Annotated in this window: 17 protein-coding genes; 5 read left to right on the top strand and 12 right to left on the bottom strand. The window is 67.0% G+C overall.

Annotated features, from left to right (window positions below; genetic code table 11):
- Positions 1-74: 74 nt before the first annotated feature.
- From ACMGFI_RS17570 to ACMGFI_RS17550, 5 genes are all read right to left on the bottom strand, one after another.
- A complete protein-coding gene (locus tag ACMGFI_RS17570) occupies positions 75-1,865 on the bottom strand; it encodes an ABC transporter ATP-binding protein (RefSeq protein WP_436911247.1) in 1,791 nt (596 codons plus the stop codon).
- Between the two features lie 91 nt (positions 1,866-1,956).
- Positions 1,957-3,762, bottom strand: a complete 1,806-nt coding sequence (glmS, locus tag ACMGFI_RS17565; protein ID WP_436911245.1) for a glutamine--fructose-6-phosphate transaminase (isomerizing) — start codon at positions 3,760-3,762, stop codon at positions 1,957-1,959.
- 37 nt (positions 3,763-3,799) lie between these two features.
- Complete coding sequence (gene glmU / locus ACMGFI_RS17560; protein WP_436911243.1) at positions 3,800-4,999, bottom strand: bifunctional sugar-1-phosphate nucleotidylyltransferase/acetyltransferase; 1,200 nt, start codon at positions 4,997-4,999, stop codon at positions 3,800-3,802.
- A 124-nt stretch (positions 5,000-5,123) separates the two neighbouring features.
- Complete coding sequence (locus tag ACMGFI_RS17555; protein WP_436911242.1) at positions 5,124-5,420, bottom strand: type II toxin-antitoxin system RelE family toxin; 297 nt, start codon at positions 5,418-5,420, stop codon at positions 5,124-5,126.
- A complete protein-coding gene (locus ACMGFI_RS17550; RefSeq protein WP_436911240.1) occupies positions 5,401-5,676 on the bottom strand; it encodes a ribbon-helix-helix domain-containing protein in 276 nt (91 codons plus the stop codon). The genes ACMGFI_RS17555 and ACMGFI_RS17550 overlap by 20 nt, the downstream gene beginning before the upstream one ends.
- 294 nt (positions 5,677-5,970) lie before the next feature.
- Between ACMGFI_RS17550 and ACMGFI_RS17545 the strand changes: the two genes are divergently transcribed.
- The 4 genes from ACMGFI_RS17545 (at position 5,971) to ACMGFI_RS17530 (ending at position 8,806) form a co-directional block, all read left to right on the top strand.
- Positions 5,971-6,510 carry a DUF7342 family protein gene (locus ACMGFI_RS17545; RefSeq protein ID WP_436911530.1) on the top strand — a complete coding sequence of 180 codons (540 nt, stop codon included), beginning with the start codon at positions 5,971-5,973 and terminating at the stop codon, positions 6,508-6,510.
- Positions 6,507-6,983, top strand: a complete 477-nt coding sequence (locus ACMGFI_RS17540; protein WP_436911238.1) for a toxin-antitoxin system TumE family protein — start codon at positions 6,507-6,509, stop codon at positions 6,981-6,983. Before ACMGFI_RS17545 ends, ACMGFI_RS17540 begins: the two co-directional genes overlap by 4 nt.
- A gap of 69 nt (positions 6,984-7,052) precedes the next feature.
- The gene (locus ACMGFI_RS17535; protein ID WP_436911236.1) at positions 7,053-7,343 is read left to right on the top strand and encodes a ribbon-helix-helix domain-containing protein; all 291 of its coding nucleotides are present in this window, start codon (positions 7,053-7,055) and stop codon (positions 7,341-7,343) included.
- Between the two features lie 161 nt (positions 7,344-7,504).
- Entirely contained in the window at positions 7,505-8,806 is a 1,302-nt protein-coding gene (locus tag ACMGFI_RS17530; protein ID WP_436911235.1) for an RNA-guided endonuclease InsQ/TnpB family protein, read from the top strand.
- Here ACMGFI_RS17530 and ACMGFI_RS17525 read toward each other — a convergent pair.
- From ACMGFI_RS17525 to ACMGFI_RS17505, 5 genes are all read right to left on the bottom strand, one after another.
- Positions 8,789-9,664, bottom strand: a complete 876-nt coding sequence (locus tag ACMGFI_RS17525; protein ID WP_436911233.1) for a CheF family chemotaxis protein — start codon at positions 9,662-9,664, stop codon at positions 8,789-8,791. The two genes, ACMGFI_RS17530 and ACMGFI_RS17525, sit on opposite strands and share 18 nt — an antisense overlap.
- Positions 9,665-9,956: 292 nt before the next feature.
- Entirely contained in the window at positions 9,957-10,706 is a 750-nt protein-coding gene (locus ACMGFI_RS17520; RefSeq protein ID WP_436911232.1) for a polysaccharide deacetylase family protein, read from the bottom strand.
- Positions 10,699-11,673, bottom strand: a complete 975-nt coding sequence (locus ACMGFI_RS17515) for a methionyl-tRNA formyltransferase (RefSeq protein ID WP_436911231.1) — start codon at positions 11,671-11,673, stop codon at positions 10,699-10,701. The genes ACMGFI_RS17520 and ACMGFI_RS17515 overlap by 8 nt, the downstream gene beginning before the upstream one ends.
- Before the next feature lie 159 nt (positions 11,674-11,832).
- Positions 11,833-12,702 (bottom strand): CheF family chemotaxis protein, encoded by an 870-nt coding sequence (locus ACMGFI_RS17510; protein WP_436911229.1) that lies wholly within the window; start codon positions 12,700-12,702, stop codon positions 11,833-11,835.
- A gap of 60 nt (positions 12,703-12,762) precedes the next feature.
- A complete protein-coding gene (locus ACMGFI_RS17505; RefSeq protein WP_436911227.1) occupies positions 12,763-13,671 on the bottom strand; it encodes a winged helix-turn-helix domain-containing protein in 909 nt (302 codons plus the stop codon).
- 176 nt (positions 13,672-13,847) lie between these two features.
- Between ACMGFI_RS17505 and ACMGFI_RS17500 the strand changes: the two genes are divergently transcribed.
- Positions 13,848-14,105 (top strand): hypothetical protein, encoded by a 258-nt coding sequence (locus tag ACMGFI_RS17500; RefSeq protein WP_436911225.1) that lies wholly within the window; start codon positions 13,848-13,850, stop codon positions 14,103-14,105.
- 136 nt (positions 14,106-14,241) lie between these two features.
- Here ACMGFI_RS17500 and ACMGFI_RS17495 read toward each other — a convergent pair whose 3' ends face one another.
- A complete protein-coding gene (locus ACMGFI_RS17495; RefSeq protein WP_436911224.1) occupies positions 14,242-15,042 on the bottom strand; it encodes an ABC transporter ATP-binding protein in 801 nt (266 codons plus the stop codon).
- A 9-nt stretch (positions 15,043-15,051) separates the two neighbouring features.
- Positions 15,052-16,455, bottom strand: coding sequence for a hypothetical protein (locus ACMGFI_RS17490; protein WP_436911222.1), 1,404 nt, complete (start codon positions 16,453-16,455; stop codon positions 15,052-15,054).

Here is a 16,455-nt window from a genome sequence, read left to right as displayed (position 1 = left end):
GTGGTCACCGATTGGGTCTACCGCCGGTGCGTCGACCTGGCGGGATCGGAGGGGTAACCGCGACGGCGACCGCCTCAGTTGCGTCGCTGTGTCTCGTACAGTTCCGCGTAGGTCCCGTCGCCGTCGACGAGCTCCCGGTGGCGACCGGACTCGACGAGCCGCCCCTGTTCCATCGCGTAGATCCGGTCGGCGTTCCGCACCGTCGACAGTCGGTGGGCGACGACGAACACGAATCGGTCGCGGTCCATCGACTCGATGCCGTCGTGTACCCGCTCTTCGAGCGAGGTGTCGAGGTCGCTCGTGGCCTCGTCGAGGACGAGGATCTCGGCGTCTTTCAACAGCGCGCGAGCGATCGCGATCCGCTGGCGTTGCCCGCCCGATAGCCGGACCCCGTCGTCACCGAGCACGGTATCGTACCCGTCCGGTAACGCGTCGAGGAACTCGGTCACCTGGGCGGTCTCGCAGGCGCGCCGGATCTCGTCCTCGGAGGCGTCCCGGTTCCCGACGGTCACGTTGTACCGGAGCGTGTCGTTGAACACGAACGGTTGCTGGCGGACGACGGCGACGTTCTCGCGCCACTCCCGGAGGTCGAACTCGTCGATCGGCGTCCCGTCCGCCGTGATCGTTCCCGCGTCCGGTTCGTACAGTCGCGCCAGCAGCGAGAGGACGGTGGATTTCCCCGCGCCCGAGGGCCCGACGAAGGCGACGAACTCGCCGCGGTCGACCGCGAGCGACAGGTCCTCGACCGTCGGTTCGTCGCCGTACCTGAACGAGACGTTCTCGAAGGCGACCCGGTCTATCCGACCCGGGACCGCCGCGGTCCCCCGCTGCGGTTCGCTCCGCGCCGCGAGTTCGTCGATGAACGCCTGGGTCCGGACGAGGTGCGGGAGGTCACCCTCGACCTTGTAGACCAGGTTGTTCAGCGTGCTCGCCCGCGGTGCGAGCCTGAACATCGCGAACAGGAACACGCCGAGGCTCGCGAGCGAGAGCGACGCGACCCGGAGCGCGACGTAGATCAGGAGGAAGACGACGACCGCGGTCGCGAGCTGGTAGAAGTTGTCGAGAACGGCCTCGTTCCGGCGGAGCTTCACCCTGGCGCGCACGCGCCGGTCCGCCGCGGTCCGGAACCGCTCGAACAGTTCGTCCGTCAGCCCGAACAGCTTGACGTCGCGGATCCCCTGCGTTCCGGCCTGGGCCGCCGTCTGGACGGTCTCGTTGGCGTCGGCCACGCGGTCACCGACCGAGTAGCCGGACTCCAGCGCCGTCCGCGAGAGCACGACGAAGGTACCGAGCACGACGACCGACGCGACGGTCAACAGCGGCGCCATCACCAGCGCGACGACGCCGTACATCGCGGTCAGGAAGCCCTGTTCGACGATCTTGACGATCCGGTCGATGGCCCGCCCCGCGTAGGTCGCCTGGGTGACGATCGCGTTGAGGATGTCGTCCGACCCCTCCTCGTCGAAATACGCCACCTCGGCGTCCAGCGCGTGGTCGAACGACTCGACCTGCAGGTGGCGAACGTACGTCGCCCGCAGCGAGGCCCTGAGCCACGCCACGAGGAAACTCGACGTGTACCGGACGGTCATCACGGCGGCGACGCCGATTACCACGGACTCCAGCGTGAACGGAACGCCGGTGGTCTCGTAGGCGGTCACGAACAGTTCCAGGTACTGTCCCCCCGCGCCGTCGCCGGCGCCGCCCCGAGCGAGCTGAATGATCGGGTACAGGAAACTCAGGCCGATCCCCTCCAGCAGCGCGGCGAACACGCTGAGCCCGATGATACCGGCGGTGAACAGCGGTCGAAACCGCGCGACCCGGGCGATCGCCCGGAGCTTCTCGTCGAGGGGTATCTCGTCGCTCATCGCTGGATCGACCCGCGCACGGGTGTTGTCCAGTACTCGCGAACGCCGATACAAAACAGACGCGGTCGAATTATCGCCGGCTGAACTGGCCTTACTCCACCGTCACGCTCTTGGCCAGGTTCCGCGGCTTGTCTATTGATCGCCCCAGTTCATCCGCGACGTAGTAGGACACCAGTTGCAACTGCACGTTGGCCAACACCGCGGCGGCCTGCGGGTGTGTCTCGGGGACTTCGAGCACGTGGTCGGCGTAGCGCTCCACGTCCGACTGCCCGTCGGTCACCGCCACGACCGGCGCGTCCCGCGCCTCGACCTCTTTCACGTTCCCGATGGTCTTGCGCGCCATCTCGCCGTCGCCCGTGACCACGGCGAACACCGGCGTGTCCTCGGTCACCAGCGCCAGCGGCCCGTGCTTCAGCTCGCCCGCGGCGAAGCCCTCGGCGTGCTTGTAGGTGATCTCCTTCATCTTCAGGGCGCCCTCCAGCGCGACGGGGTACTGCAGGCCGCGGCCGATGAAGAAGTAGGCGTCGCTGTCGACGTAGGTGTCGGCGACCGCCTCGGCGTTCGAGTCGTCGAGGATCGCCTGGATGTCGCTCGGCAGGTCCCGCAGCGCGCCGATGACGTCGCGTTTCCCCTCGACGCGCGTCGTCCCCAAGGTAAAGAGGTTCAGCGCGGCCAACTGCGACGCGAAGGTCTTCGAGGCGGCCACGCCGATCTCCGGGCCGGCCCTGATGTACAGCGCGTGGTCGCACTCCCGCGCCACCGTCGACCCCACGGTGTTCGTCACCGCGAGCGTCCGGGCACCGCGCTTGCGAGCCTCCCGGAGCGCCGAGAGCGTGTCGGCGGTCTCGCCGCTCTGGGTCACGCCCACCACCAGCGCGTCGCCGATGGGCGGGGGCGACGTGGCGTACTCGCTGGCGAGGAACGCCTGGGCCGGGATCCCGGCGTTTCGCAACAACTGCGCGCCGTAGAGCGCGGCGTGATAGGAGGTGCCGCAGGCGACGAACTGGACGCCGGTCGGCGACAGGTCGCCCAGGTCGCCGATATCGACCGTCGCGGCCATCTCGTCGACCCGTCCGCGGAGACACTGCCGGATGGCCCGCGGCTGCTCGTGGATCTCCTTGAGCATGAAGTGGTCGTAGCCGCTCTTGCCGGTCTCCTCGGGGTCCCAGTCGACCGTGTCCACGTCCTTGTCGACGGGGTCGCCGTCCTCGTCGGTGACCGTCCAGCCCTCGGCCGAGAGCGTCGCGAACTCGCCGTCCGCGAGGTAGACCACCCGGTCGGTGAAATCGCGGAAGGCGGGCACGTCGCTGGCGAGGTAGTAGGCCTCCTGGCCTTCCGCTTCGTCGTCGATCCCCAGCACCAGCGGGGAGTCGTTGCGCGCGGTGTAGATCGTGTCGTCACCGGAGACGGCGGCGGCGACGGCGTAGCTCCCCTCGAGCCGCGAGATCGCCTCCCGGACGGCGGCCTCGTTGTCCAGCCCGTCGGCCAGCGCGTCCTCGACGAGGTGGGGGACGACCTCAGTGTCCGTGTCGCTCTTGAACGTGTGGCCGGCCGCGACGAGCTCGTCGCGCAGCGACTGGTAGTTCTCGATGATCCCGTTGTGGACGACGGCCACGTCGCCCGAGCAGTCGAGGTGGGGGTGGGCGTTGGCGTCGGTGGGCGGCCCGTGGGTCGACCAGCGGGTGTGGCCGATGCCGGCCGCGCCGCCGATCGAGCGGGACTCGAGCGCCTCCCTGAGGTCCTCGATCTTCCCGGATTTCTTGCACACGTCGACGCGCTCGCCCGAGAGGGCGACGCCCGCCGAGTCGTAGCCGCGGTACTCCAGTTTCGAGAGGCCGTGGACGAGCACGTCGAGCGTCTCGTCCTCGCGGCCCACACAGCCGATGATCCCGCACATTAGTGAGTCACCTCGTATTTGATCGCTTCGGGTCCGTTCATCGGACCACCTCCGCGCCGCCGGCGATGGTCCCGCTCGCGCGGACGCTCGTCCCGATGTGGGCGCCGGGGCCGACGAGCGTCCCCGGGGAGAAGCTCGCGTCGCCCTCGGCGACCACGCGGTCGGCGACGACCGCGCCCAGGCGCTGGTCCTCGAACACCTCGCGGCCGACCCGCACGTCCGCCCGGCCGCCGGGCACGACCGTCCCGGCGCCCAGCGTCACGTCCTGGCCGGTGACGGCGTCGATGAGCGTCGAGCCCGACTCGACGCGGGTGTCCGTGTCGAGCACCGAGCTCCGCACCGTCGCGTTGGCACCGACGGTCACGTTCTGCCCCAGCGCCGTGTTGGGGCCGACCACCGCGCCGGGGCCGACCTCGCAGTCCGGGCCGACGACGGTCGGCCCCTGGAGGATCGCGGCGTCGTGGACGGTCGCCGCGGGGTCGACCCACACGTCGGCGTCGCGGTCGTCGCGGGCGGGCTCGTCGACGTGGCCGCGCGCGAGCACCTCGTCGGCCACCGTCAGCAGGTCCCAGGGGTAGGTAGCGTCGACCCACATCCCCTCGGTCCGCACCCCGCGAACCCGACCGTCGTCCATCAGCCGCGCGATGGTGTCCGTCAGCGCGAGTTCGCCGTCGGAGCGGTCAGTCTCGTCGATGGCCGCGAACACGGAGGGCTCGAAGGCGTAGACGCCGGCGTTGATCAGCCGGTACTCGTCGGTCTCGGGCTTCTCGACGAGTTCCGCCACGTCCCCCTCGTGGAGGACGACCGCGCCGTACTGGCTGGTCTCGGGCCGTTCGAGGACGGCCAGCGAGGGCTCGCCGCTCTCCTCGAACTCCCGGACCACGTCGCGGACGATGTTGGCGTCGATGACGCGGTCGCCGTTGACGACCAGCGCCGGCCCGTCGACCGCCTCGCGGGCCTGCAGGAGGGCGTGCCCGCTGCCGAGCTGCTTGCGCTGGGTGACGTACTCCAGGTCGACCCCGTCGTAGGTCGGCCCGAAGTGGTCCTGCACCCGCCCGCGCTTGTACCCCACCACGACCACGATCCGCCGCACGTCGGCCGCGACCAAGGCGTCGAAGACGTACTCTAAGATTGGTCGGTTGGCCGCCGGCAACATCGGCTTGGGCCGGTTGCGGGTCAGCGGCCGCAGCCGCGTCCCCTCCCCCGCCGCGAGGACCACCGCCGTATCGATGCTCATACGTGTTCGTCGTCGCCTGCCACTTTCAACTTTCTGGGCGATGGATACGACACGCGTAGTCTGGTGCGGCCGTCTCGTTCAGAGCCGACCGATCCCCGCGTCCGGATCCCCGTGACCGACCTGTTCAGTCGTCGTCACCCTTGTACGCGCCTTCACGTTTCCGGACGCTCTCGACGCGGAGCGTCTTCGTTTCGTGGCGCAGGCGACAACCCACTCGGTATCCGCCGATGCGGAGTTTCCGATACGGTGACCCCGTCAACGGTTCGAGAAAGTCCTCCGGTTCGCGCCATTCTGACGAGACAACTTCGTCCAATTCTTCCATGATCCTGTCCTGAGTGGACGGGTCCAGTTGCGCGAACTGAGACTCACCGCGCGGAGAGAACGTCCAGTCCCACTGATCGTCACTCGGTTCCTGTCCCATACTTCTCCCGCATCTCGTCGCTCGGAGCCCCCTCACCCTCGTCGAACTGTGCTTCACTGATCGCCAGATCCTTCCAGACGCCGGCGCCTTCTGGATGGTTCACCGAATCGCGTAGTGCGTATCGGATGAATTCGCTTCGACTATTGAATCCACGCTCGCGCCACGTCTCGTCAACCACATCGAGAAACGAACGCGAGATCCGGAGGTTGATCCGGTCGATTTCGGGATCGTTCCCGTCCGAGTCGGTTTTTGACATACAGACGTACATCGGACGCACACACACAAAACACTACTGCCGGCCTCCGTAGCCACCATTGTTCGCCGACCGTTGCATCGGTGACCGAGCGCCCACGGGCAGTCATCCTCCTCAGTGAGTTCCTGGATTCCTTCGACCACATCGAATTCAGAGTCGCAGTGCGGTCCCGACGACGGCGTAGGCCAGTATACTGATCCATGAATTCTTATATTTGTCCGAACAACGGTGCAGTAGATGACTGAAGACGAACTACCGGGTCGACCGCGAGGGGACAGAGACCGCGACAGTCGGGACGTGAACGAAGTCGTCGCGGAAGAGTGGGTCGACGAGACGACGCCGTTCGAGCGGGTCTACGAGGTTGTTCGCCGGACGTACGGCCGCGAATCCGCCGACGAAATCGCCGAGCGCGCCCGCACGTCGCCGACGACCGCGCGAAAGCACCTGCGGACGCTGGCCGACGCGGGCGAGGTCGCGACGGCGGAGGACGGTGGGACGACGCTGTACCGGCGGTCGGAGACAGCCATCGTGACGGAACACGCCCAGTCGCTCCTGCAGGACCGGTCGACGGAGGAGATCAGCGCCGGGATCGCAGACATGAAGGCGACGATCCGGGAGTGGCGCGAGGAGTACGGCGTCGACTCGCCCGAGGAGTTCGCCCGCCAGCTGGACGTGGCCGACGCCGACAGCGAGCACGGGTCCGTATTCACGGAGTGGCAGACCACCCGTCGCAACCTCGCGCTCGCGCAGGCGGCGCTGGCGATCGCCGACGTCCAGCGCGCGGGACACCTCACCGGCCGGGACGGGGACGACGAGGACACGTCGGCCATCGTATGAGCGAGGACGAACCGGCGTCGCCGACCGACGAAGACAGGGACGAGAGGTTCGGGCCGATCGACGCGGGGGCGCTCCGCGAGATCCACGACCTGTTCGTCGACCTCGAACCGCTCGTCGAGACGGCCGCGCTGGACGACCCGCTGAACCCGCAGACGCTCGCCGTCGAACTCGCCGACGGTATCGGGGACGCCTCGAACGCCCGGTTCGACGTTCGCTGGAGCGTCGCCGACAACTACGCCGTCCACTACACGGACGACCTGGGTCGGGACCTCCGCTTCGACTACCACCCGAAACCGGACGCGCCGAAGCGACACTTCCACCCGCCGCCGGAGGCACCGAGCCGACCGGTCGAACCGTCCTGTATCACCGTCTCCGAAGTGTCGCTGGTCACCCGTGCAGTCGTGCAATTGTGGCGAGACGCGTACCAACGCGGGAGTCTGGACGGGATCAACGAGGCGGAGAACATACCTTGATCGAGGGGCACATATCTTTCCTGGCTCTGGGAGAAGACTTAGTGGGGTGCGCGTGTAAAGCACACGTATATGTCGGACGCAGACACAAACGATGGCGCAAGCGACCCGGAGATGGTACAGGTCAATCTCCGGTTGAGCGAGACGTTCCTCGAAGACATCGACACGACGTGGAAAGAACAGGGATTCAACTCCCGGAGCGAATTCCTCAGACACGCTGCTCGTGACGCCGTGAAACATCCGGATTTTACGCGAGAAGGGTGGAAACAGATCGCGGCGAGCGAGCACGAACTCCGGGACGGCGACGCGGAATTTGTCTCTCGCGAAGAGGTTCTCGCAATGATGGACGACGATGCCAAATAAAGACGACTGGACGTGAAGTTCACAGAGGTTCGAGGAGGAAGCCCACGGCTTGCGCTGTGGGAGGAATCCGACAACCCTCGAATCAAACCACGAGCGAGAGGAGACTGGCTCCCCGCTCCTCCGAGAGTTTATAACCAAAAACGCGTCAGTGTATCCTACAGATGGGGGACGTGATTCGCACCGTCAAAATCAAACTCGACGTGCCCGACGAGCGGTGCGACGACCTCCATCAAACCAAAGACCAGTTCCTCCACTGTGCGAATACAACCGCAGAGTGGGCATGGAGACACCCGAACGACTACTGCATTACCTCGAAACAGACAGCCGAGAACGCTCTCTACGAGCGACTTCGTGACGAAACAGCACTGACCGCCAACCTCGTCCAGAAGGGGATTCGACGCGCTATCGAGGCCACGAAAAGCGGGGTCGCTCGACTCAAGAACGGCGACAACACGAGTCAACCGCATTTCGATGCCTGGAGCGTCGTCTACGACAAACGCGCCGCGACGTTCCACCGTGATCACGTTTCGCTCTCGACGATAAACGGTCGCGTCGAGTGTGACTATGTGATTCCCGACGACGCCGAGGGAACACCGATTGGCGAGTACCTGCTGAACAAGAACTACGAGTTCCGCACGTCCACACTGCAGTACGACCGGCCGACAGAGTCGTTCTACCTCCACGCACGGATGCGCCAAACTGAAGACACCGATCAAGGCCACTCCACGGCATTTTTCGACTCCGAGCACAGAACAGTCCTCGGTGTTGACCTGAACGTGGATGGGTCGCTTGCTGTGACTTCCACGGGCGCGTTCATCGGGAACGCCGACGAGATGAACCATCGACGCCGAGAGTTCGAGAAGACTCGCGGGTCGATGCAACAGACAGGAACGCGGTCGGCGCACCTGTCGATTCAGTCGATGGAAGACCGCGAACACCGCTGGATGCAGGACGAACTACACCGCGCGTCGAACCGGATTATCGAAGAAGCCCGCGACCACGACTGTACGCACATTTCCTTCGAGAATCTGACCGATATTCGCGAGCGGATGGCTGATGCGAAGCGATTCCACGCATGGGCATTCCGACGCTTGGTCGAGTATGTCGAGTACAAAGCCGAGATGGTTGGTATTGCGGTTGCGCAGGTGAGTCCTGCATACACGTCTCAGCGGTGTTCGAAGTGCGGGTTTACCCACGAGACCAATCGGCGGTCGAAACACCAGTTCGTGTGTCAGAAGTGTGGGTACGAACTGAATGCGGATTACAACGCGAGTAAGAACATCGCTCGCAAACTTCTCAAGAAACTCCACTCGGGGCAGACGTCTTCGGGTGGAGGCGCACCCTGTCAGTGTGCGCTCACGTCAGGGACGCTGAACCTGAACGGCGAGTACACCGCCTCCGTTGATTCGACGGCAGAAGGGGAGTCCACTGACAAGCCCAAGACTTCAGTCGCGGGTCACTGACTGCTCGCCCATCGTGTCGCCAGCGACCGAGCGCCCACGAGCGGTCATCTCCACCTCGGTGCGCTCGCGGACCACCTCGATCACGTCGAGTTCGATCAGCCGGTCGTAGATGGCTTCGATCTCTTCGACCTCGCTGTCGACGAACTCGGGGATCTCGAACGGCGAGACGCCCGAGTGCAGCGCCATGACGACCTGCTTCTCGACGGGCCCCAGGTCCAGGTCCGCGCGGTTGCGCTCGACGCCCTCCTCCAGGACCTGCGAGAGGACGGAGAGGTCGTACTCGTCGCCGGTGACGTGGGTCTCGACGCTGATCTCCCCCTGGCTGTGTTCGACCTCGATGACCCGGCGCTGCTCGCCGGCGGCCTGACGCTCGTCCTCCTCGACCTCACCGATGTCGTCGCGCTCGATGACGACGCGCTCGCCGTCGGCCAGCGCCAGCCGGATGTCCTCGTCGGTGATGCGGATGCGGGCCTTCGTCCAGTCGGTGCCCTGGACGACCCCGCCCTCGACGGCCGGGTGGTCGACGTAGAGGACCTCGCCGTTGAGACAGGCGTGGTAGAAGTCGGTCTCGAACTCGTGGTGGTCGGCGCCCGAGACCAGCACCACGTCGTCGCCGACGTGGAGGCCGAGGTAACTGGCGACGCCGGCGGCCCGCTGGTTCACGTCGTAGCGCTGGCCGATCTCGTCGATCTCCGCGAGCGGGACGGTCAGTTTCTCCTCGGCGACGAGCACCAGCCGCTCGGTGGTCAGGACGATCCGACAGGACTGCCAGTCGGCGTCGTCGCGCTCGCGCCCGCTGGCGACGGCCTGCATGTACCGGCCCTGCATGTCCGTCACCTTCTTCTCCGAGTTGCTCATTGGGAGATCGACCGCGATTGTCGGCGCTTCCCGGTCGTCCGCAATAGGAGTTGCGGGCCGATTATCGGATCCCGAAATCGGGCGAGGACAGCGGTAGAACGGGCCCGTCCGGGCACGCGCGCACGCTCCGCGGCGGCAAGTCACGACACGGCGGCAGCAGTCGTGAGTTCGGGACCGCGAGGGCCACGTCGACCTCGACGACCGGCACGACCGGAGGGGGCCGCCTTCGACCGGCGAGCGCCGCGGCGGCACGCTGAACCGCCGACACTGTCACCCGATTCACCGCGGCCGATCAGAACCCGTGCGGTCCGTCCCACCCGTGGTCGAACGTCGCATCGAGATGGTCGTTGATCGCCTTCCTGTGGTAATCCCGCTCCTCCCGGAGTCGGTCGACAACCGAGCCGTCGGACTCGCCCCAGAGCACCGGATGCGTGAGTATCTGCATCCGGGTCGGGAGTTCCTCCCCCTGGAAGGGCGGTTCCGATCGCCACCGTTGCACCGAGTCGCCGAAGTACTCGATGCTCTCGAAGAACTGCGTCTCGTAGGTGCTGATGAAATCCGGAAACGCACGTCTGAAGACCCACTCGGGGGGGTTGTGGAACGAGACGACGTCGACCGACCCGTCCGTGACCGTCTCCAGGACCGACCGTTCCCGGTTCACGCGGGCCGATACCTCCGAATCCGCCGGTTGTTGCCCCTTCTCGCGCTGGTCCGGAGTGCTGTCGAAATGCTGGTGCGTGCTGAAGTGGAGTCCGATGTCGTGCCCCAGTCGCTGGATCCGGTCGATGTACCCTCGGATCTCGCTGTTCGAACAGTTGTAAAACGGCGAGGAAACGAGGAAGAAGTACGTGGCGGTGACCCCCCGCTCGGCTTCGATCTCTGCCATGCGGACCGCCTTCCGGGGCGACCAATCGACGTCGTGACGCATGAGGACCGAATCGGACGGGATCTCGTCGTCGTACACCGCAAACGAGTATCCGCGACTGTCCAGGAGATCGAGCAGTTCCCCGTACCACTCGAAGGTGAACTCGACGTTACGCATGGTCATCGTTGTATGCACGGTTGGTAGAACCGATCGATTCGAGTACGATGCCGTCCGCTGGGGTGAACGAGTCCGCTTCCCACTCCTGCACCAGGAGCGTGCCGTCGCCGGTTCTGACGACAAACTCGCCGGTCGTCTCGAACGCCTTCACGATCTCGCCTTCCGCGGCCTCCAGGCCGATGTCGGTCGAGAAGGGAATCGCCCTCCAGATCATGACCTGTTCCCCGTCGTACTCGGTGAACGCGCCCGGATACGGCCTCGCGACCGCCCGGATCAGGTCGTAGATGTCCCGCGTCCCGTCGTGCCAGTTGATCGCACCGTCCTCGGGAGTGCGCTTGGGGTAGTACGTCGGTGAACCGGTCTGTGTCTCGTACTCGATCTCCCCGCTGACGATCCCCGGAAGGGATTCGAGTAGCATATCGGCCGTCGTGATCGCGAGCTTGTAGTACATAGTTCGTATCGTGTCGTGGTCGTTGACGTCGTACTTCCGGGTGGCGACGATCGAACCCGAGTCCGCGTCCTCGTCGAGCTTGATCAGCGAGAGCAGGAAGCGGTCGAGCTTCTCGATGATGGTCCAGTTCATCGGCGACCGCCCCCTCCCCTTCGGGAGGCCCGACGCGCTCCCGTGAACGCCGAACGCGCCGATCGACAGCGTATCGAGGATCGAATCCCTCACGAGCCGCTGCCACCCGTTCACGATCATGACGTCGATGGCTTCCCTCTCGAAGAACGCCACGTCGGATTCCTCGTCCATCTCGTAGGTCTCGGGGTAGTATATCGGAATGTCGTGCTCCTCGGCGATCCCGTCGAACGGGTGATACCCGGAGACGCCGTATTCTTCCGCCTGGTCCGGCTTCAGCGACACCACCAGGTCGACCGAGACGCCGGACCGGATCAGGTCGGACAGCACTTCGTACCCCGCTTCCGTACAGCTGGTGTAGCAGACCGTCCCGCTCTCGGCCGTCATGAATCAGTGTTTAAATATCGGGGTAATAAAGCTGCCGAGAGCGCCGATCGGGATCCACGCCTCCCCGGGTAGACCCGCCGAGGGATCGGGCCCCGTGGCGGGCGGCGTCTTTCGATGTCGGGCCGCCGGGAGTTCCCGTCGGCACCCGCGGCCGTCCCATCACTGCTCGCTCATCGCTTCGCTCGCCAGGTTCCGCCCGTGGGCGTTGAGCGACACCTCGGTGCGGGTGCGGACCTCGTCGACGGCGTCCATCTCCAGCAGTTTCCCGTAGATCTCCTCGACCTCCTCGACGCTGATGCCGACGAAGTCGCTCATCTCGAAGGGGGAGACGCCCGAGTACAGCGCCATCAGCACCTGCCGTTCCGTCTCGGTGAGTTCGTGCTCCTCGCTGCCACGCTCGGAGACGACGGCCTCGAACAGGTGGGCGAGCGCGCGGCAGTGGGCGTCGGTGCCCGAGAAGTGCGTCTCGACGCTGCGGCCCTCCTCGTCGGTGTGTTCGAGCCGGACGACCTGCCGCTGGCTGCCCGTGACCTCCTGGGTGGCCGTCTCGACGGTGCCCACGTCCGAAACCGGGAAGGAGGTGCTCCGGCCGCCGGGGAGCGCGAGCCTGACGGTGTCGTCGGCGAAGCGGAACCGGGCCTTCGACCACTCGGTGTCCCGGACGACGCCGCCGACGACCGCGGGGTGTTTGACGAGGATGACCTCCGCGTCCAGCGCCGCGCGGCAGTACTCCCGGTCGAAGGCGTCGACCTCGGGCGCGTCGACGAGGACGGCGTGGTTGCCGGCCCGCAGCGCGGTGGCGCCCTCGGCGGGGAACCCCTCGGGGACCACGCTGTCGGCGTCGTCGACGAGTTCGACCGCACCGTGGGGGAACGACTGGTTGCCGTCGGCGTCGGCGAGGACGAGCCGCTCGCCGGTGAGGACGACCCGCGAGGAGCGCCAGCGCGGCTCCGCGACCGGCTCGCCGTCCCTGACGACGAACGCGTAGTCGCCCGAGGCGTCCACGAGTTTGGCTTCGTCTCCGCTCATACCCAACTATCGAAGGATGACGGCCCGACGCATATAAATTCGTCTGGGTACGCACCGCGGTCAGGCGCGGCGCTCTTCGACAACGTCGGCGTCCTCGTCCAGCGTGAGCACGAGGCGGTCGCCGTCGTGTTCGACGGGAATCTCGACCCGCGGCGGGTCCTCGGCGACGACCGAGGCCGTCGGCTGGACCGCCCAGTCGAACGCCCAGATCGGCGTCTCGGCGACGTCGATTCCGCGCTCGTAGTAGAAGGCGACCACCGACGGGTGCGAGAGGATAGTCGCCTCGGCGTTGGCGAACATGTCGTCGCCGCACCGCCCGCAGGCGTACCGGACGCCGGCGTCGTACACGTCGTGGACGTCGGGCGGGTCCAGCTCCAGGTGCGGGTCGACGGGACCGTGACAGATCCCGCAGAACCCGTGCTGGTAGTTCTCGAACGTCCGGCGGGTCCAGCGCTCGGCGACGGCGGGCCACTCCGCGCGGGGGTAGCTCTCGAACGCGCCCGGCGGGACGAACAGGCTGATGACGTTCCGGTCGCACGCCGAGCAGGCGACGCGGACGTACTCCTCGTCGAACAGCGCCGCGAGCGACCCCTCGCAGTACGGGCAGTCGGCCTCGACCGGGACCGGGTCGCCCGCGACGGTCTTCGTGTACTGCCCGGCGAGGACCGACCCGACGACGTAGGTTCCCGCCGCGGTCAGCGCGTACCCCTCGCCGGTCTCGCGGACGAACGACCCGCGGAGTTTGTCGAGGTGGTAGTTGAACTGCCCGCTGTCGCGGACGCCGACGGCGTCCCGCAGTGCCGAGAACGACAGCGGGTCGTCGGCCTCGAACAGCGCCCGGACGGTGGCGAGACGCGTCTCGTTGCCCAGCAGTTCGAAGGCGCCCTCCGCGGACACCCGCTCGACGATCCCGTCGTCGGGCTCGTCGCTACCCGACTCCTCCTGCCCGGAGTCGCGTCCGTCGACCATACCGCGATACTCGGGACCCCGCGGCACAAATATCCCGCGCCGCCCCACCCTCCACCGCTCGGTGACCCCGTCGGCCGCGTCGTGACAGGCCGCTTACCGGACTGCGTTTCAGTATCCCGGCTTACAGAAATGTATTTCAGATTATACTTATGGTGGAGTCGCCCCTTCGATCAGATATGAGCCAACCCGTCCACGGTTCGACTGCAGTATCGGCTTCCGTCGCGTCCCAGTCCGTCGCCCGGGTCGTCGCGGTCAGCGCGGTCGTGATGGCGGTGGCGGTCGCGATGGTGGCGGTCGTCGCCCAGCCCGCGGTCGTCGTCGGCGTCGCGGTCGTCGCGGCGGCCGTTCGCTTCCGGCGCGTCGTCACCGTTCCGGTGGCGCGGCGCGCCCACGAGCGGCTGAGCGCCGAGCGCGGCCGCCCGGCGGCGAAGTGACATCGTCCGCCGCTCTCCGACGGACACCCCTATCCAGCAGGGAACTCGCGACGAGGGGTGCCCAGACCGGAGTGCGCGCGGAGGCAAACTCGCCCCTGTTGGCGCGTAGCCGAGCCTCCGGAGGGATCCCGTGGCTTCAGCCGCGGGAGGACGTTAATTCGAGAAACACGTCTTCGAGTGTCCGTTCCTCACCGATCTCCCTGTCGCCCGTGAGTTCGCTGGGCGGGCCTTCCGCGACGAGGTCACCATCGTAGAGGATGCCGACGGCGGTCGCGATCTCCTCGACGACGGGGAGGATGTGCGTCGAGAGGAACACGGTGGTTCCCTCCGCAGCCAGGTCCGTGATCGTCTCCCGAACCGTTCGGGCGGCGCGCGGATCGAGCCCGGAAGTCGGCTCGTCGAGAAAGACGACGTCGGGGTCGTGCATGATCGCCTGGATCAATCCGGTCTTCTGTCGCATCCCTTTCGAGTACGTGGCGATCCGCTGGTCGGCCGCGTCGGTCAGCTCGAACCGGGCGAGGAGCGTCTCGATCCGGTCGTCGATCGCCGCAGGTGTCATATTGCGTAGCCCGCCGTGGTACTCGAGCTGTTCGCGGGCGGTGAACTCCTCGTGGATCGGCGGTGATTCGGGCAGGAACCCGATGTGTGTGACGAGCGCCTCGCGGTCAGTGACCGGCGTCCCCGCGACGCGTCCGGAGCCGCCGGTCGGTGGCAGCAACCCCGTCAGCATCCGGATCGTCGTCGTCTTTCCCGCGCCGTTCGGGCCGAGAAAGCCGTACACGGTACCCCGCTCGACGGCGAGATCGAGGCCGTTGACGGCCGTCGTCTCGCCGTACGTCCGCGTCAGGTCGTCCGTGCTGATCGCTGGTCGCGTCCCCGTCCCGACCGCGGATGCCCGGTCGTTCGATACTTGCGTGTCGTTCGGTTCGTTAGCCATTTCCGATAGTCACCCGAGTTGATACTCCCGAAACCGCTGTACTGCGGTCTCGAACGCGGTCCTCGCGACGGCCGCGGCGAGCACCACCGCGAGGAGAAGCGAGCCGACGTGGACGGCGCCGGTCGGCACGCCGACGGCTGCGATACGCTCGGAGACGGGCGGAGCGGTTCCCACGAAGGCCGGCGCGCTGGCGAGCACCGCGATGGCGAGGACCAGTCCGTGCCGGAGGAACGCGCCTGCACCCAGCTCCGCGTAGATCGGAACGTCGGTGAAGAAAAACGGGACCGGCGCGTACTCGACTCGCTCGGCGCCCAGCCCGACCATCGCTGCGACCGACGCGGTACACGCACAGACGGCACCTCCGAGGAGCGCGATGGCGAGCGTCCGTCCGATCCCGACGGACCCGACGAGGCCCAGCGGGACGATGACGGCGGTACTGAGCGGGATACCCACCGCGGCCGCAGCGAGGACCAGTCCGGCGACGAACTGCCGCCCGGTGACCGACGTGAACAGCATCGGCAACGCGCGGTATTCGCTCCCGATCGGGTCCGCGGCGAAGGCGACGCCGGTGACGAGACCGAGCGTGACCGCGAAAAACACCAGTACCGTGGCCGTCCCGCCCGCGAGCGCGACCAGCGGGAACCCGACCACGCCCATGAACAGGAGCGCGTACCCCGTGGACAGGAGGCCCTGCGGAACGCGCCGCTCCATCAGCCACCGTTCTCGGGCGACGGTGTGCGTGGCTCGCGGGATGCGCTCGCCGACGAGTCGCTCGACCACCCCGGTTTCGAGGAGCGAACGCGAACCGCGAGTCCCCGCCGAACCGGCGGCATCGCGCTCCCAGACGCGGCGAGCGAGGACCGTCGTCCCGGCCGCGAAGACCGGGAGCGTGGTACCGAGGAGCGCGAACACGCCCAGCGTGTGACGGGCCGAGCCGACCGTCCCGTCGAGCGCGCCGACGAGCGCCAGGTCCACGAACCACGCCAGCGGCACTGCGCCGAAGAGCTCGACCGCGGGGGCCACCGAGAGCGACAGTTCCTGCAGGACCATCGCACCGACGACGAGCGGGATCCAGCCGAACACGACGAGGAGGTCCCTGTAGTGCCGTGCGCGTGCGAACCGGAGGGCGACGAGTCGGGCCGCGAGTCGACTGGTGGTCCCGACTGCAGCGGCGAGCGCAGCGATGCATACGAATGCGAGGGCGACCGTGAGCGCGACCGTCGGCGACCGGAGCCCGACGGCGATGCCGACCCCGACCCCGAGCGTCGGCACTGCGAGCGCGGCGAGCAGTCGCGCGCAGACGAACCCCAGCAGGCCGAGGGCAGCCGTGCTGGCGGGGACAGTCGTCAACAGCAGATCCGGGTTCAGCCGCTCGAACCGAACGTGCGTGTACTTCGAACTCCGCCAGACCAT

The organism is Halosimplex marinum, from assembly GCF_051414075.1.
Lineage (GTDB): Archaea > Halobacteriota > Halobacteria > Halobacteriales > Haloarculaceae > Halosimplex > Halosimplex marinum.
The sequence above is the reverse complement of the archived record's forward strand: the minus strand, read 5'-3'. Positions and strand labels throughout refer to the sequence as shown.

Excerpts from the sequence above, each read along its gene's own strand:
- ACMGFI_RS17570 (WP_436911247.1), bottom strand. The coding sequence starts at position 1,865 with ATGAGCGACGAGATACCCCTCGACGAGAAGCTCCGGGCGATCGCCCGG.
- glmS (WP_436911245.1), bottom strand. The coding sequence starts at position 3,762 with ATGTGCGGGATCATCGGCTGTGTGGGCCGCGAGGACGAGACGCTCGAC.
- glmU (WP_436911243.1), bottom strand. The coding sequence starts at position 4,999 with ATGAGCATCGATACGGCGGTGGTCCTCGCGGCGGGGGAGGGGACGCGG.
- ACMGFI_RS17555 (WP_436911242.1), bottom strand. The coding sequence starts at position 5,420 with ATGGGACAGGAACCGAGTGACGATCAGTGGGACTGGACGTTCTCTCCG.
- ACMGFI_RS17550 (WP_436911240.1), bottom strand. The coding sequence starts at position 5,676 with ATGTCAAAAACCGACTCGGACGGGAACGATCCCGAAATCGACCGGATC.
- ACMGFI_RS17540 (WP_436911238.1), top strand. The coding sequence starts at position 6,507 with ATGAGCGAGGACGAACCGGCGTCGCCGACCGACGAAGACAGGGACGAG.
- ACMGFI_RS17535 (WP_436911236.1), top strand. The coding sequence starts at position 7,053 with ATGTCGGACGCAGACACAAACGATGGCGCAAGCGACCCGGAGATGGTA.
- ACMGFI_RS17530 (WP_436911235.1), top strand. The coding sequence starts at position 7,505 with ATGGGGGACGTGATTCGCACCGTCAAAATCAAACTCGACGTGCCCGAC.
- ACMGFI_RS17525 (WP_436911233.1), bottom strand. The coding sequence starts at position 9,664 with ATGAGCAACTCGGAGAAGAAGGTGACGGACATGCAGGGCCGGTACATG.
- ACMGFI_RS17520 (WP_436911232.1), bottom strand. The coding sequence starts at position 10,706 with ATGCGTAACGTCGAGTTCACCTTCGAGTGGTACGGGGAACTGCTCGAT.
- ACMGFI_RS17515 (WP_436911231.1), bottom strand. The coding sequence starts at position 11,673 with ATGACGGCCGAGAGCGGGACGGTCTGCTACACCAGCTGTACGGAAGCG.
- ACMGFI_RS17510 (WP_436911229.1), bottom strand. The coding sequence starts at position 12,702 with ATGAGCGGAGACGAAGCCAAACTCGTGGACGCCTCGGGCGACTACGCG.
- ACMGFI_RS17505 (WP_436911227.1), bottom strand. The coding sequence starts at position 13,671 with ATGGTCGACGGACGCGACTCCGGGCAGGAGGAGTCGGGTAGCGACGAG.
- ACMGFI_RS17500 (WP_436911225.1), top strand. The coding sequence starts at position 13,848 with ATGAGCCAACCCGTCCACGGTTCGACTGCAGTATCGGCTTCCGTCGCG.
- ACMGFI_RS17495 (WP_436911224.1), bottom strand. The coding sequence starts at position 15,042 with ATGGCTAACGAACCGAACGACACGCAAGTATCGAACGACCGGGCATCC.
- ACMGFI_RS17490 (WP_436911222.1), bottom strand. The coding sequence starts at position 16,455 with ATGGTCTGGCGGAGTTCGAAGTACACGCACGTTCGGTTCGAGCGGCTG.